The organism is Anaerostipes sp. PC18 (genome assembly GCF_039789045.1).
GTDB lineage: Bacteria > Bacillota > Clostridia > Lachnospirales > Lachnospiraceae > Anaerostipes > Anaerostipes hominis.
In genome coordinates this window covers 396,997-412,604 of record NZ_CP121164.1, presented here as the reverse complement: position 1 = coordinate 412,604, position 15,608 = coordinate 396,997, and the positions used below count along the sequence as shown (strand labels likewise).

The 15,608-nt window shown below is 41.1% G+C and carries 14 protein-coding genes; 3 read left to right on the top strand and 11 right to left on the bottom strand.

Annotation, left to right across the window (positions count from 1 at the left end; all coding sequences use genetic code 11):
* Positions 1-45: 45 nt before the first annotated feature.
* Positions 46-1,239: a site-specific integrase gene (locus P8F77_RS02185; RefSeq protein ID WP_347256261.1), complete on the top strand. Its 1,194-nt coding sequence runs from the start codon at positions 46-48 to the stop codon at positions 1,237-1,239.
* A 465-nt stretch (positions 1,240-1,704) separates the two neighbouring features.
* Here the strand turns inward: P8F77_RS02185 and P8F77_RS02180 are convergent, their stop codons facing one another.
* Genes P8F77_RS02180 through P8F77_RS02170 form a run of 3 tightly spaced genes read right to left on the bottom strand, consistent with a single transcriptional unit; the run spans position 1,705 to position 3,907 of the window.
* Positions 1,705-3,192, bottom strand: coding sequence for an RHS repeat-associated core domain-containing protein (locus P8F77_RS02180; RefSeq protein ID WP_347256260.1), 1,488 nt, complete (start codon positions 3,190-3,192; stop codon positions 1,705-1,707).
* 11 nt (positions 3,193-3,203) lie between these two features.
* Positions 3,204-3,572 (bottom strand): hypothetical protein, encoded by a 369-nt coding sequence (locus P8F77_RS02175; RefSeq protein WP_347256259.1) that lies wholly within the window; start codon positions 3,570-3,572, stop codon positions 3,204-3,206.
* Between the two features lie 26 nt (positions 3,573-3,598).
* Complete coding sequence (locus tag P8F77_RS02170) at positions 3,599-3,907, bottom strand: hypothetical protein (protein WP_347256258.1); 309 nt, start codon at positions 3,905-3,907, stop codon at positions 3,599-3,601.
* A 393-nt stretch (positions 3,908-4,300) separates the two neighbouring features.
* Between P8F77_RS02170 and P8F77_RS02165 the strand changes: the two genes are divergently transcribed.
* Entirely contained in the window at positions 4,301-4,561 is a 261-nt protein-coding gene (locus P8F77_RS02165) for a hypothetical protein (protein ID WP_347256257.1), read from the top strand.
* Positions 4,562-4,663: 102 nt separating this feature from the next.
* Here P8F77_RS02165 and P8F77_RS02160 read toward each other — a convergent pair whose 3' ends face one another.
* Positions 4,664-4,873, bottom strand: coding sequence for a hypothetical protein (locus P8F77_RS02160; protein WP_129702248.1), 210 nt, complete (start codon positions 4,871-4,873; stop codon positions 4,664-4,666).
* A gap of 251 nt (positions 4,874-5,124) precedes the next feature.
* Here P8F77_RS02160 and P8F77_RS02155 point away from each other — a divergent pair, with 251 nt between their 5' ends.
* On the top strand, positions 5,125-5,553 hold the full coding sequence (locus P8F77_RS02155) for a hypothetical protein (protein WP_347256256.1): 429 nt from the start codon (positions 5,125-5,127) through the stop codon (positions 5,551-5,553).
* Positions 5,554-6,680: 1,127 nt separating this feature from the next.
* Here the strand turns inward: P8F77_RS02155 and P8F77_RS02150 are convergent.
* The 7 genes from P8F77_RS02150 to P8F77_RS02120 form a co-directional block, all read right to left on the bottom strand.
* The gene (locus P8F77_RS02150; protein ID WP_347256255.1) at positions 6,681-6,860 is read right to left on the bottom strand and encodes a hypothetical protein; all 180 of its coding nucleotides are present in this window, start codon (positions 6,858-6,860) and stop codon (positions 6,681-6,683) included.
* Between the two features lie 40 nt (positions 6,861-6,900).
* Entirely contained in the window at positions 6,901-7,332 is a 432-nt protein-coding gene (locus P8F77_RS02145; protein WP_347256254.1) for a hypothetical protein, read from the bottom strand.
* Between the two features lie 159 nt (positions 7,333-7,491).
* Positions 7,492-13,125, bottom strand: coding sequence for a DNRLRE domain-containing protein (locus tag P8F77_RS02140; RefSeq protein WP_347256253.1), 5,634 nt, complete (start codon positions 13,123-13,125; stop codon positions 7,492-7,494).
* A 63-nt stretch (positions 13,126-13,188) separates the two neighbouring features.
* On the bottom strand, positions 13,189-13,383 hold the full coding sequence (locus P8F77_RS02135) for a hypothetical protein (RefSeq protein ID WP_148459673.1): 195 nt from the start codon (positions 13,381-13,383) through the stop codon (positions 13,189-13,191).
* A gap of 62 nt (positions 13,384-13,445) precedes the next feature.
* Positions 13,446-13,712, bottom strand: a complete 267-nt coding sequence (locus P8F77_RS02130) for a hypothetical protein (protein ID WP_287520016.1) — start codon at positions 13,710-13,712, stop codon at positions 13,446-13,448.
* Positions 13,713-13,725: 13 nt separating this feature from the next.
* Positions 13,726-15,123: a M56 family metallopeptidase gene (locus P8F77_RS02125; RefSeq protein ID WP_287520014.1), complete on the bottom strand. Its 1,398-nt coding sequence runs from the start codon at positions 15,121-15,123 to the stop codon at positions 13,726-13,728.
* Entirely contained in the window at positions 15,104-15,481 is a 378-nt protein-coding gene (locus P8F77_RS02120; protein ID WP_024728696.1) for a BlaI/MecI/CopY family transcriptional regulator, read from the bottom strand. Before P8F77_RS02120 ends, P8F77_RS02125 begins: the two co-directional genes overlap by 20 nt.
* Positions 15,482-15,608: the final 127 nt, after the last annotated feature.

The window sequence follows — 15,608 nt, the reverse complement described above, 5'->3', positions numbered from 1 at the left end:
CAAGTCATATCAAGGCTCTTTCCAACAAGGAAAGGAGCAGACACCATGAAAGAAAAAAGACGGGATAACAAAGGTCGTATCCTGCATACTGGAGAGAGCCAACGAACAGACGGAAAATACTTATATAAATATGTGGACGCATTTGGAAACACAAAATATGTGTATGCTTGGAGATTGACACCCACAGACCCGACACCAAAGGGAAAACGGGAAAAGCCCTCACTTCGGGAACTGGAACAGCAGATAAGACGGGATATAGAGGACGGTATCGACAGCACAGGCAAGAAAATGACCCTTTGCCAGCTCTACGCCAAACAGAATGCACAGAGGGCAAACGTGAAGAAAAGCACACAGAAACAACGGGAACAGCTCATGCGGTTATTGAAAGAGGACAAGTTAGGTGCTAGGAGCATTGATACGATAAAACCCTCTGACGCTAAGGAATGGGCATTACGCATGAAAGACAAAGGCTTTTCCTATAACACCATTAACAACCATAAACGCTCGTTAAAAGCGTCATTCTATATCGCCATACAAGACGATTGTGTAAGGAAAAACCCTTTTGATTTCAAGTTAAGTGAAGTCCTAGAAAATGATACCAAAGAGAAAGTCGCATTGACAGAGGAACAGGAACAAGCCCTACTCTCATTCATCAAGACGGACAATGTGTATCACAAGTATTATGATGATGTGCTGATACTGTTAAAGACAGGACTTCGTATCTCGGAACTGTGCGGACTGACAGTAGCCGATATTGATTTCAAGAATGAAGTTGTGATTATCGACCACCAGTTATTAAAGAGCAAGGAACAGGGCTATTATATTGAAACGCCTAAGACAAAAAGCGGAACAAGGCAAGTGCCATTAAGCAAAGAAACGATACAGGCATTTCAACGGGTTATGAAGAAACGCCCAAATGCAGAACCATTTGTGATAGACGGACGGGGCAACTTTCTATTTGTCAATCATAAAGGCAAGCCTAAAGTTGCGATTGATTACAATATGCTTTTTGTCCGTATAGTAAAGAAATACAACAAGCACCATAAGGATAACCCTTTGCCACATATCACACCACATACGCTACGCCATACATTCTGCACAAGATTGGCAAGCAAGAACATGAACCCAAAAGATTTACAGTATATCATGGGACATTCAAATATCAGTATCACAATGAACTGGTATGCTCATGCGTCCATAGATACCGCAAAATCAGAGGTTCAGCGTCTAATAGCATAAGAAGTATTTACCACGATTTTAACCACGCTTGATAGTGAAAATATAAGAAGATAGACCTAGATATGTGAGGTTTACCACAAAAGCAAAATGCCCGTAGAGCCGATAAAATAAGGCTTTGCGGACATTTAAGAAGATATAAAAAGATAGTCAAAAAGACATATATAATTTCAATAAAATTACAGAATTTATCTAACATATCCCAGAAATCCAGTTATCTAAAATCGACATCCAGATAAAATAAAAATCTAGATGTCGATTTTCTGCTTTTGTTTATATTACACTAAATACAGTTTGCTCCCCCTGAAATGTCTTTATTTTTCTTTTTTATCGGCTTTCTTCATTTTTTTAATTATATAATATATGGTAAATAAAATAGCACTAATAAAGATTAGACAAAGAATTAATGACATGGCCTGAATAAATACATCAACTATAAGCTCTTTATCAAACTTTACTATTTGAGTATTACAAATTTCTTGATACAAGTTTATGAACTCCTTTCTTAACTGAATATCTATATTTTATTAATCTTAACTTTCTTGTCAAATTTATTGTTCCCCATGGAGTCGGAATACCGCTTGTCAAAATATATCTGCAAGATAAATAAGCTGTTTTTTTATCCTTGCTATATGAAATACTATATTTTTTATTACTTAGCTTAGTGCCAAGGGGCGCTCCTCTTAAATATAGCAATTTATCAATGACTTTTAATTTTTTACTTTTTTCTATTTTGACTTGTGCATAATAAACAATATCACATGTAAGCATATAAATAATTGCTTTAATACTTTTCTTATATGGATATTTCTTATGTCCACTAGGATCCACATAGTTTATCGGATTATCCGCACAATACGCATACAAGTGATGTGTATCCGGCTCGTTTGTCTCCCCACGGTAAGTATCCTCAGACAAAAACCTTCCGTCCTCCGGATTATAATACCGTGCATTCAGATAATAAAGCCCCGTTGTCTCATCATATCGTCCGCCAGTATAACATGTCTCGTTTCCGGATGTGTTTTCTCCAACACTTGTTGTCTCCCCAAAGTCCTCATAGCGGTAAGACACATCCGCTTTTCCATCATCTTTCACAAGATTGGTCGTACTGCCCTGAACATCCTTGTTATACACATAATACGCAGCATCATTGCCTGTGTATCTCTGGGTTCCTATCACATTCCCGTCAGTTCCCAAAAGATCCTGAGACGTCTGCTCTCCTTTTCCATCGGTCGTATAAGAGACCACGCCATCCTGATAATAGTAGTTGGTCGTCTTATCTCCTTCCACTCTCTGGATTCTCTGCCCGTCTCCATTGTAACGGTTCTGCTGAACAACCGCATTCTTTCCATCTTTGTTCACAGAGAATTCGGTCAGGCGGTTCTCCGCATCATAGGTACGGTAAAGGATCTCCCCTGTTGTTCCATTGGTCTGTCCGATCTCATTTCCGTTCTTGTCATAGACATACTGCTTATTCTCTTGTACGGTACCATCTTTCCATGTGGTCGAAGTTTTCACCTGATCCAGTCCATTATAATCGTAGGTCGTCTTCGTATCCCCTTTGTCTTCAGCCAGACGATTTCCAACCTTATCATACGTATAGGTCACGGTCTGTTTGCTGTCGTCTTTCCTGTGATCTGTCGTAACCGCCTTTACAAGCCTTCCCAGAGAATCATAAGTATAGTGCTTTGTCTCATTGACCTTTTCTTCATCCTTTTGAGGATAGTTGTTTACCTGCGTCTTTTCTACAATGTTGGAATTTTTATCATAGGAGTAGGCATAGGACTCCATAACTGTTTCTGGATGTTCCAAATCTGTGTAGACCATCTTTGCCACACGGTCAAAAGAATCATAGGTATAGGTCTTTTTGACTGCCTTGTCACCATCCGATAAGAGATTTCGGTAATCCTTGATCTCTGTTACTTTTCCATAGCTGTCATAAGCATAAGTCCGCACAGTTGCTTCTTTTACATCACTTCCTTTATACTATACACATCCGCTTTGATCAAAGACAGCCAGCCGTCACTGGTGTAATGATAAGAAAGGCTCCTCACCCCATCCTTTTTCGTTGGATAGGTAACTTTCGTAAGTTTGCCTTCTGCGTCGTAAGTATATTTAATCGCATGGCTCTTGATCTCGTCAGCTGTTGGCCTCTCTGACTGACTCAGTTCCGCATAAGTTGTCTTTCTCTGAAGCCCGTCATACTCACACTCTGTATAGCAGTAGGCCGTTTCTGTATTTCCGCTGACCTGATAATCCACCATTTCTATGAGCTGGTTGTTGCCATCGTAGCTATATGTAACAAATGATATTATCTTTATAATAACTTTTGTCAAAAGCAGTCAATTTATTCCCCTAATCTTTAGGCATCACCTCTATATGTGGCTAAATAAAATATTAAATATTTTTTTACTCTCCAGTTTGTTAGAGTTCCTTCTGTATCTTTCTCAACTGGTGGATTGTATAGAACATATACTTTCTCATTTTCCTCTTCCTCAAGAGATCTTTCACGCTTTCCTATTGGATACACCATTGCTTTTAATGGGTATCCATTACAGGCAATGCTAAGCCTTAAAGCACCTAGTGGTGTCATAAAAAAATAAATAACAATTATCAATAACAAAATTTTTACTATCAAACTTTTTTTTACATTCCATACTTTTTTACTCAACTTATTTCATCCTCCTAAATATTTTAATAATCTCTCGGAATCTTCAGCCCAGTAAAATCAAGGCTTGTAGATTCTATTTTATTAAAATCCCCCACTTTTTTGTCAAAAAAGACTTGACAAATTGCTCAAAATTTGCGGCGAAGCCGATTAAAAATATTTTATTTTTATCGACTGGAGGGCGATTTTTATGTTACCTGTTTATTCCGGCGGTCATACCGCCTATCAGACTTTTTTACTTGAAAACCTTCGTAAATATTATCTTGATCCCACTGTTTTTCTAAATCAACGTGGGATATCATCGAACGTTTCTGGAATCTTGATCTTTCTTATACCGACGAACTGCTCCGCAGCAAATATTCTGTCTTTGGTCCAAAACCAAGGACTCCTTCCTGTATGCAGCGTTCTTATCTTCTCTCCATTGATTTTAAAGTTCATTCACTTACCGACTGGGCTGCTCAATTGAAAATCAATCCACTCTATGCAATCCTCAGTGGGTTTCACTTTGGTGACACTCCTGGAGTCGGCACTTTCTATGACTTTCTTAACAGGCTTTGGGATTCCGATTCTGATAATCTTTCTCCCCATATACATCCTTTAAAAAAAGAAAAAAGTGCAAAAGCCAAAACAGAAGGGAGAAAAAGCAGAATCTATTGAAAAATCACAGTGGAACAACTTTTTAAATCCATGGAATCTTCTTCTTTTTCTATTGATGACCAACCATATGCTTCTCTTTTCAAGATTTACAACCATGAATTTTTAACCGTTTCCATCTCCAAAGGATTGATTGATACCTCCAATCTTTCCATTGCCGGTGACGGTATGCCTGTTGTTACATCTGCACGTGAACGGAAACACCGTATCTGTAAGTGTTCCGAAAATGGTATCACTTCCTGTGATTGCGACCGCTACTTTTCCCAGCCCGATTGTGATGTCGGATATGATTCTTCTCGAGACTGTTTTTATCATGGCTACGATTTATATATGCTGGTTGCATCCAACTCGGAAAGTGATCTGCCTTTATTCCCTTTACTCAATCCTGCCTCAAAACATGATTCTCATGGTTTTTGAAACTTACTTTCGTTTCAGAGCCTTTCTTCCTGATTTTCATATCAGCAAATGGCTTTTGATTCTGCTCATGATGCCATGCCGTATTATCAGTATTGCCGTGAAAACGGCATACAGCCTTTTATCGACTTAAATGAAAACGCGGAATCAGCATGAAATATAAGGATGATTTTACCATTGCAAAAGATGGAATTCCTATTTGCAAAGCTGGGCGAAAAATGAACCATGATGGTTCTGAGCCATCGAAAGCAAGGTTAAAATTTCGCTGTCCACTTGCCAGCCGTAAATACGGATGCTCCTGCAGTACCCCCTGCTCAGACTCCAAATATGGGAGAACCGTCCATCTTGCAATGAAAGATAATCCAAGATTCATCAATTTCCCGCCTCGTGACAGTAAAGAATGGAAACTGGAATACAATGCCAGAACTTCAGCTGAACGTTCGAATAAACGTGAGAAAATAGACTTTCAATTAGAAAGCGGCATAGCGCCTGCTCAACTAAGATGTGGTACTGCCGCCTATATCACATCCTTATGCTGCAGCACTTGGATGCTTGGGATTTGCCCTATGAATCCACCCTGAGAAAGTTGATTTTAGATGTGGCATAATCCTTTACTATTATACACCATTTTTCAGGCATAGCGACAGTTATGTCTATTTTCTATGTTCTTTTTCTGTTTTAAATAATATTTACTTTTCAAAGTACGTTTCTCGGCTGTTGCCGATAATAATCACTCAGGATTCCGAGAGATTATTTTATTCTTTATTGATAAACGTAGTATTTTTATCAAGTTTTTCTTTGTTTATTTATATATTTCTCCTCGGTCTATATTTGAATAGAGTTTTATAAAAATTACAGGCTGGTACATACTCTTATTTTTAAATAAATGTTTTATCTAAGATCAAATTTTGCCGAAATTATCTGAGCCAGAACATTCATTAGTCTCTGGCTCAGATATTTACTCTTTAAGACGTTTATTGTTAAGCTGGCATTATAAAAAATAACTTACAAATAATAGCCTCTTTAGTTTTGCAATTCTATAATTTCCTAAAATCCCCTTTGCTATTTAATTCTTATTATTCGATATTTCTTTTCTCCTTTTATATTTTTACTGGTTCGTTTCTCCTTTGCTTAGAATGAGCTGAATATTTCCAGCTTCCCTTTTTCCCTGCTGTAATTATGATAGAATATGTACTTTTTTTGAATTATGTAGTTGAACTACATCTCCTAGTTTTGCTTTTTTCTGTAACTCTTTTATTGATGAACAGAATTGTAATGAAGCATTATGTTTTTCCAATAAGTATAAAAATCATTTACTCCCTATCCAAGATGATGTTTCTTTCCAAGTCGTTACAATTGCTCTAAAACTTTTGACAGCCCAAAATTTTGTAGTGTCTAAAATATATTTTTATCTAGCGGCCAACACTTTGGCTTATTCATCTTCTTGCCACCCGCATTTACACACTGTGATACAAAATTAGTACAATCGTTTCTATGCTTTTTATACTTTTTGTTTCTACTATTGGCCCATTTTAATGCATATTTCACTGCCTGATTAACTGAATATTTATGTCCACTAGGATCCACATAGTTCACCGGATTATCCGCACAATACGCATACAAATGCTGTGTATCCGGCTCGTTTGTCTCCCCACGGTAAGTATCCTCAGACAAAACCTTCCGTCCTCCGGATTATAATACCGTGCATTCAGATAATAAAGCCCGTTGTCTCATCATATCGTCCGCCAGTATAACATGTCTCGTTTCCGGATGTGTTTTCTCCAACACTTGTTGTCTCCCCAAAGTCCTCATAGCGGTAAGACACATCCGCTTTTCCATCATCTTTCACAAGATTGGTCGTACTGCCCTGAACATCCTTGTTATACACATAATACGCAGCATCATTGCCTGTGTATCTCTGGTTCCTATCACATTCCCGTCAGTTCCCAAAAGATCCTGAGACGTCTGCTCTCCTTTTCCATCGGTCGTATAAGAGACCACGCCATCCTGATAATAGTAGTTGGTCGTCTTATCTCCTTCCCTCTCTGGATTCTCTGCCCGTCTCCATTGTAACGGTTCTGCTGAACAACCGCATTCTTTCCATCTTTGTTCACAGAGAATTCGGTCAGGCGGTTCTCCGCATCATAGGTACGGTAAAGGATCTCCCCTGTTGTTCCATTGGTCTGTCCGATCTCATTTCCGTTCTTGTCATAGACATACTGCTTATTCTCTTGTACTGTACCATCTTTCCATGTGGTCGAAGTTTTCACCTGATCCAGTCCATTATAATCGTAGGTCGTCTTCGTATCCCCTTTGTCTTCAGCCAGACGATTTCCAACCTTATCATACGTATAGGTCACGGTCTGTTTGCTGTCGTCTTTCCTGTGATCTGTCGTAACCGCCTTTACAAGCCTTCCCAGAGAATCATAAGTATAGTGCTTTGTCTCATTGACCTTTTCTTCATCCTTTTGAGGATAGTTGTTTACCTGCGTCTTTTCTACAATGTTGGAATTTTATCATCAGGAGTAGGCATAGGACTCCATAACCGTATCCGGATGTTCCAGATCTGTGTAGACCATCTTTTCCACACGGTCAAAAGAATCATAGGTATAGGTCTTTTTGACTGCCTTATCACCATCCGATAAGAGATTTCGGTAATCCTTGATCTCTGTTACTTTTCCATAGCTGTCATAAGCATAAGTCCGCACAGTTGCTTCTTTTGCATCACTTCCTTTATATACATCTGCTTTGATCACAGACAGCCAGCCGTCACTGGTGTAATGATAAGAAAGGCTTCTTACCCCATCTTTTTTCGTTGGATAGGTAACTTTCGTAAGTTTGCCTTCTGCGTCATAGGTATATTTGATTGCATGGCTCTTAATCTCATCCGCCGTTGGCTTTTCTGACTGGCTCAGTTCTGCATAGACTGTCTTCCTCTGAAGCCCGTCATACTCACACTCTGTATAGCGGTAGGCCGTTTCTGTGTTTCCGCTGACCTGATAATCCACCATTTCGATGAGCTGGTCGTTGCCGTCGTAGCTATAAGAAGTTTTGAGAGTCCTCGTACCTGTTTCACTTCCTGCTTCAGGTGCTTCATAGGTATTAGTCTCTGTCAGACGGTTCTTTTTGTCATAATGATACGTCTTGTAAGCCCCGTTTTCATAGGTTTCTTTTGTTTTATTTCCATTGGTATCATAAGTAAACTTGGTGGAAATGCTCTCGCCCAGATTTCCTTTGCTCGTCGTGGTTTCTGTCAGTCCGGCTGCATTGGTCACTTCGATGTTCTCATGACCCATGGCATCTGTGATGCTTGTAGTGTTTACCCCGTCCGTTCCCATAGTATAGGATATGGAAGTGCTGTTATCCCCCTGAGATACTTTGGTCACCCGATTCTGGTCGTCATAAGTGTACGCCACTGTGTTGCCGTTTCCGTCTGTCTTGGCCGTCTCATTTCCCTTGTCATCATAAGCGGTCTGATTGACAATGGACTTCTCCGGATTAATAGAAACATCCTCACCGGCAATCACAGGATTCTGGACTGTATGTGTCTGTTTTCCATTTCGGTCATACAGGTTTAAAGTAATCTTTCCTTTGACATCCGCTCCGGCTTTTGTGCCGAGAAGAATGGACGCTGTCTCCTTGCCGTCTTCTGTAAATACATGGTCCGTATAAATGCCGTTGCTTTTCTCCCGGACGGTATTGCCGGAACCATCGGTATATGTTTCTCCCTGAACCTTTCCGTTCACGGTTGTGGTGACGACAGAAAGATTCTGATAGCTTTTCATTCCAGAGAGTGTGTGAATCTCCCGGTCGGCATACCCATAGTCTGTCTTTGTAGTTTTCGTGATGCCGTCCTTTGACACTTCGACAGCCTCTTTTACCCGGTTGATCGTGTCGTAGCTGTAAGAGGTGGTAACTCCTGTGTCTGAAGTCTCTGATAACAGAGTACCGTTGGCATCGTAGTTCTTTTCCTCTGTCTTTACCACTCCATTCAGCTCTTTTTGGATCTTCACCTGGCGTCCGAGGAAATCATAGGCTGTGGTCGTTGTCTCGGTTGTGTTCTCATCCTGGCTCTTGATCTCTCTTCCCATTGGGTCAAGGACCGTGGTAGATTCTTCTTTTACATTTCCCTGGGTGACCGTGCTGTCTTCTGTGATGATATGGTCTTTTTCATCATAGTCCGTCTCTTCTCTGGATATGAGTTCTCCTTCTTCGTAGCCCTCTTCTAAAATAAGGTCGCCGTCTTCATCATATTCACTAATAGTTTCTGTCTCTGCTATGGAATCAGACTCTTTGATCGTATTTCCGCTCTTGTCATAGGAATAGGAGACATCAGATACCGTTTGATCTCCCTGCTTTGTTACCTCTGTTTTTGGAAGATTGGCTTCTGCGCCTGTTCCGTAGGTGGTCTGCGTCACCTGTCCGGTCTCGTCCTTTTCCATAGTTACATTTTCATTGGAATCATACTGTGTCTTTGTAGTCACTTCTTCAGATGTGAAGTTCACTTTTTCGGAGTCTGTCACTGTCTGGTAGTAAACTTTTGTTACGGTTCCTGTGCAGAGCAGATCATTAGAAGTATTTTCATACTGATATGAAGTCTTATTTCCTGCGGCATTTACAGCCGTCAAGACTTTTCCATTTGACTTGTCGTATGTAATGGAATCTTCCGAAATCTTTTCATCCCCTGCTTTATGGAGAGAAACTGTCGTTTTGCCGTCCTCGTAGGTAAGCTTCTGATATTCTCCATTCGGCTTCTTTACGTTCACCGCCCGGTTGTCTTCATATGTGATCCCATATGAATTCCCTTTAGCGTCTTTTATATCATTTAAGAAGCTTTTTGCATCGTAGCCATATTCATACGTGACAGATTCACTTCCATCGGCGCTGCTGTGTACGGCTTTGATTAAATTTCTTGCGGAGTAGGTGTACTCCATCTTGGTTCCGTCCGGCAGGACAATTTCCTTCAACAGGTCTGCATTGTCTCCTTCACCGTCAAAATATTTCATGGTGAGTGTTTTGATCTTATCCGATGTAACAGTTTTCAGCCGGCCTTTGCTGTCGTATTCATAAAGAATGAAATTATCGTTGGGCTCTTTCATGGCAGTCAGCTGACCATTGCTGTTGAATTGATAAATCGTATTATCCTTAGCCGTAATGGTACATGCATAAGAAATATTTTTTGTGACAGTCTTTTGTTCCGCCTGTCCTTCGGATGAGTCAGAAGACACATTGTGGCTGGCCTCAAAACTGATCTGTTTCGATGTTTTTCTCCCGAATGCGCTGACACTCGAGCTTGCTGCGTTCGCCATATACTGTTTTACAGCCGGTGAGCGTCCAGCGTCAGAAACACTTTTTGTATTTGCGGTTTCTTCATCAAAGCTTAACTTGTAGTCTTTGCTCTCCTTGGAAACATAAGAATCTCCCTGCTTTTCAAATGTAACATAAGTACCGTCGCTGTCCTGGAATATCAGATTCTCTCCCACCTGATAAATTTCCTTGTGGAAGCTGTCATACCAGCCGTTTCCGAGCATTCCCGCTTTGTCAGACTGACTGTTATAAGTTCTCGTAAGACCCATGCTGAGCTGTCCCGCAGGAATCGCAAAATCTTCTGCCTGGTAGTTAAGGTTGCCCCCGGCCTTATCCACAGTTCCGTTTCCGTTCGGTGTACTGAATTCCATGGACTCTCTGTAATCTTTGGAGCCCAGCCACTGTTCATATTCGGATTTAGCATACTGCTCTCCATGGCCTGCAGTCACGTAATCACTTGTTCCGATCACATTTCCTTTTTTCGATAACTTTACAGACCGTACTTTATAGTAATAATCCTTCCCGTCACCAACTCTGGTGTCCGCACAGTAAGAATCCTTTACTGCTGCTCTCACCAGATTGGTAGCATCTGGCGTAAAATCGGCACTCTCTCCTCGGTACACTTCATAATAAATGCTTCCCGGAAGGCTTGCTTTTTTGTCCCATGAAACCATGTTTTTCCCGTAGAGATTATTCAGTTTCGCATTGGCCGGTTTATAATCAGCCGCCTGGGAATTGTCAATATAGTAATAACTCCTTGAAGTCTCGGCCGTATAGCCTGCCTTATCTGTGACCTTCATGGTAATCTGGTAGGTGCCTGCATCTTTAAAATTAGATGCCGGTATGGAAACCTGACCGCTCACTGCACTGCCTGCATTCACATAGCTTCCGTTTCCTACCTTATATTCTACTTTAGATAAGTATTTCTCAGTTACATTCCATTTCAGTGCCGGGGACATGTTGGAAGACGGATTTTCTTCGGAGCCTCCCTTTCCGTCGCCGGCGTCAATGGTCATGCTGTTGATCTTCGGGGCAGTGCCGTCCACGTAGAAAATATATCCTTTTCCAGTACCGTTGATCCCTCCGTTGTCCACACCTCGGATGACGAACTTATAGCATCCCTCCGGCCAGTTCTTACTGTCTGCTACCGATGCACTTCCGCTTCCTGTTGTCCCAAGCTTTGTGCTTCCGGAATAAGCGCGGTAGTTGGAATTCACTTCCGCATTTTTAGCAGGATCAAAGGTTGCAACTCTGTATTCTACCCTGTTTAAGGATTTGGAACTGATGCCTGCCCATTTCGCTGTCAGTGTCTGTCCCTTCTTCATATACTGCGGAGTCACAGAAGCAGAAGTCGGAGTTGTCGGCCCGTCATAATATGTAACACTCATTTTGGGTCTATAACTTGCATTTGAATACCTGGAACTGTAAAACTGCCCGTATTTCTTTGTTTCATCCGCATTTTTCAGCATGACGCCGTAGGAGGTGATAGATCCGTTTGCACACTCCCTGGCATATTTGGTCAGGTTGATGCTCCTTGCTTTATGGGTGGTTCCCGTTGTCGTCACACTTCCATAATTTGTGGAATATCCGGGACGGTTACTCCATGTAAGTCCGGGTCTTGACCAGTTAGAAGTGACTCTCCTTGCCTCAATCGTCTGGCCGCTGGTGCTGTCACCGGTTTCATACATGGTCAATGTGGCAGTGTCCACGTACTTATTTTTAATCTTTGCCGTGAAATCCTTAAATCTCAGGTATGTACGATATATTCCCTTGCTGGCCTTTCCAGCCATCATTGCCGTTATGCCGGAATCATAAAAGTTGGTGTTTTTGTAACTTCCATTGATCACGTACACGTCCCAGAAGTCTGTTGATCCTTTCCATGTGACTGTGGGATCAATCGTAATCGGATATTTGCGGTTTTTGTCTTTCAGATATTCCTCATCCAGTGTCAGTGTCAGTTCATAAGTATCTTTTTCGTCCTTGATCGGTTTAATATCATAGGATAATTTTTCACTGTATGCTTCTTTCGTGTCATCATTCATTGACGGAGCTTCCAGTGAGGCAATGATGTCTTCACTTTCTTTGTCATAGAACGTGATGCCGCCGTCCCCGATGTTTTTCTTTGCTGTCAGGTTTTTGGCATAAAACCGGAACTTCAGCTGATTGCTGTCCGGGATCTCTTTTAATGTGACACTTTCTTTCACTCCCGTGTCCAGTGACTGATATAAAAACGTACAGTTTTTATCTTCTGACTCGTATGCCACACTGACCGACAGCTCTTCTTTTTTGTCTTCTGCCGTCAGGACTTCTTGTCTCTGGAGTTTTGTCCTTTTCAGCTTATCAATAGAAGAAAATGCATTCTCCTCTGTTTTTTCTTTCTGCTGGTCCTGGGTCTTAATGCCGCTTTCTTCTCCTGTGATTGGAGCAAAAGAGATTTCATACTTATCATGCTCCATCAAAACCGGAGTGGATTCCGTCAGCTTCTTGGGCAGATACTGCTTTTTATCCCCGTCTTTGTTTTCGTATTGATAGTCTTTCAGATTATGTCCGTGCCCGCTGGTCTTGTCTTTAATCTCCACAAGGGTCGGATCATAGTCTTTCAGATTTCCATTTTCATCTTCGTACCTTACATCCTGTCCGTAAAACACAGATTCCTTCTTTCCGTTGGACAGGCGGAATGTAGTTGAATTTTTTGTGCTCTCGCTGTCAATGACTTCTTTTACATCTTTTGATGCCTCGGCATTTACCCGCCTTGGTCCGGCAAGAATGCCGCTCCACTGAACAGATGTAAACATCAAAATAAATGACAGAGCCGCACAGATTGTTGGCTTTACCAATTTCTTCATTATAACTCTTCTCCTTTTATCCAGTTGTACTGTCTGTTATAATAAAGACGTCCATGTGATACGCTATCTGCATTTGCAGATATCTGGTTTGGCCGCCATTTGTATTGCATGGATCTTTATTATAAACGCCTTCTTATGTGTCGTTGCTAATGCAAGTCCTGTCTGTTTTTTCTTCGGCATCACCGCCTTTCCATCTATCTCATCACTACCGCCGGTAATTTCCTTTGACAGTAATGGTCTTCCCTGATTTGTTCTCAACAAATACTCTGTATTTTCCTGGCTCTGTAATTGTAAAAGTTCTATTTACAGTACTGGTTGCTTTAGATGGACACTGTACTCCCTGATGTTTTGCTGAATTCTTTTGTCTGTTTTGAAATTTTATTTCCCACAGACCAATTCAGTGCATACGCTGTAGAATATGTAGTCATTAGTACTTCATCCACAGTCTCAACAGTCACATCCGGATCGTCTTCCATTGAAAAATATTCTGTCTCTCCGTCCACTTCTTCTGCGAACACAGACATTGGGGCAGTGATCAATGCACAGGCCGCTGCGATTGCCATAGCTTTTAATAATATTTTTCTCATTCCTGCTCTTCCTTTATCGTTTTTTTGTAATAAGTTCATAATCTCCTGCCAGCTGAATCTTCTTTGTTGTCTGATTTTCTACAAAAAACTGGTATTCTCCGCTTTCCTTTATCAAAAAGCTGTGCTGTAGCTTGTCTTTATCACAGACAAACTTCTGCGTTCCATCCGGTGTTATGACTCCTGCGAGTATTTCATTATTGTTAACATTTGGGTTATCATTCTCCGAACATAACAACATCATCTGGATTCTGTCTCCTTTTTCTGCCTGAAATTTCTTACTCATCAAAAATTCGTTTGCTTTCGGCCACCAGTCTATCCATATATCTTTTTCTTTGCCAGGTACTTCGTCTTCCATCATCCTCTGTTTCGACAATGAGGTCCCCTTCCTCTGCTTTTCCTTCATTAATTTGGGTGCATCCATTTCTTTTAATATTGTTTTGCTGCTGGTCTTATCTTCTAAATATATGTATCCTCTATAATATCCATAAGATATTGCAGAGATCGTTGCCGCTCCCAGAGTGCAAAAACAGATGAAAAATATTTGTGCGCTTTTCCACGGGAATCCCTTCATCTTCCTGATAGAGGCGGTTCTCCGCATCCGCAGTTCCAGCCCTCTGCTGTTTTCATAAAGTGCAGAGGCCAGATACTGCCGGTATCCGCTTTTTCTTGCGGCGATCGAAATGATCGTGCTGAAATACTGTTTCAGGCTTCCGAACACCTTCAGCACATGGACATCACAGGACACCTCACTCCAATCCTCCACCTGACTGCAGATCTGCTTTTTCAGCGGATTAAACCAGTGAACACAGGCCAGGACATTACACATCAGTTTCCAAAAAATATCCCTCTGTTTATAATGTTCCATCTCATGCAGAAGAATGATCTCAAGTTCCTGCTTCGTGTAACGTTCCTCCGGCAGTATAATCTCAGGGCTGATTACCCCGCAGATAAACGGCACGGGAACCTGGTAGCTTTGGTAAACAGTGATTTTTCGCCGTACACACAGTTTTTTTCTGCACTCATCCGCAATTTTCTGAGTCTGTCTGCTGCAAATACAGAAATTCTCAAGTGACTTCCTCAGACGCCTGTATTTCAAAAAATAAAAGCACCCCGAAGCTGCGGCTCCAGCAAGCCATATTACGCCTGTTATCTCCGTAATGTTTCTGATCACAGCAGTAGAAGAAAACAGCCAGGACTTATGTGACAGATCCTCAAATATGACAGAAAGCACTGGAATAAAAAATGCACAAATAATAACCTTTAAAATCGCATAGTTGAGTTTTGCATCCCCTTTTTTCTCCAAATATTTGCTGACAGGTTTCCAGTAAAGAAATAAAACGCTTCCTGTCGCCGAACACAGGAAAATTCCTGTGAATACCCGAATCAGGACCTCAATCGTCTCCCAGCTCATCTAATACCCCCATAAGATGATCCACTGAATCTTCGGTCACTTCATTTGTCAATGCGCTTATCAGCTTTTGACTGGACCCGTCAAACCAGAAATCCAGCATCTTTGCTGTCTGGGTCTTTTTATACTCATCTTCCTCGGCCAGCACCTTTATATAAGAATGCCTCCCCCTCCTTTCGATCGCTATAAATCCTTTTCCTTCCATATCCACAAGAAATGTACGGAGCGTAGAACGCTTTGCATCCCAGCCGAACTGTTCTTTCAGCCTTCCCTGCATCTCCTGCACCGACAATTCTTTTTCTGAGCTCCATGCACACTTCATGATCAGTATTTCCCTGTTTGTTAATTCCCTTTCTCTCATACGTAAAATCTCCTTTTGTTATTCATTTAATGATTTAGCATAATTATAGCACAGCAGAAACGGAATTACAAGAAACCTAATAGACTAATCGCAGTTTTTCACAAAAATTTACTAAAACAAAGTTGTG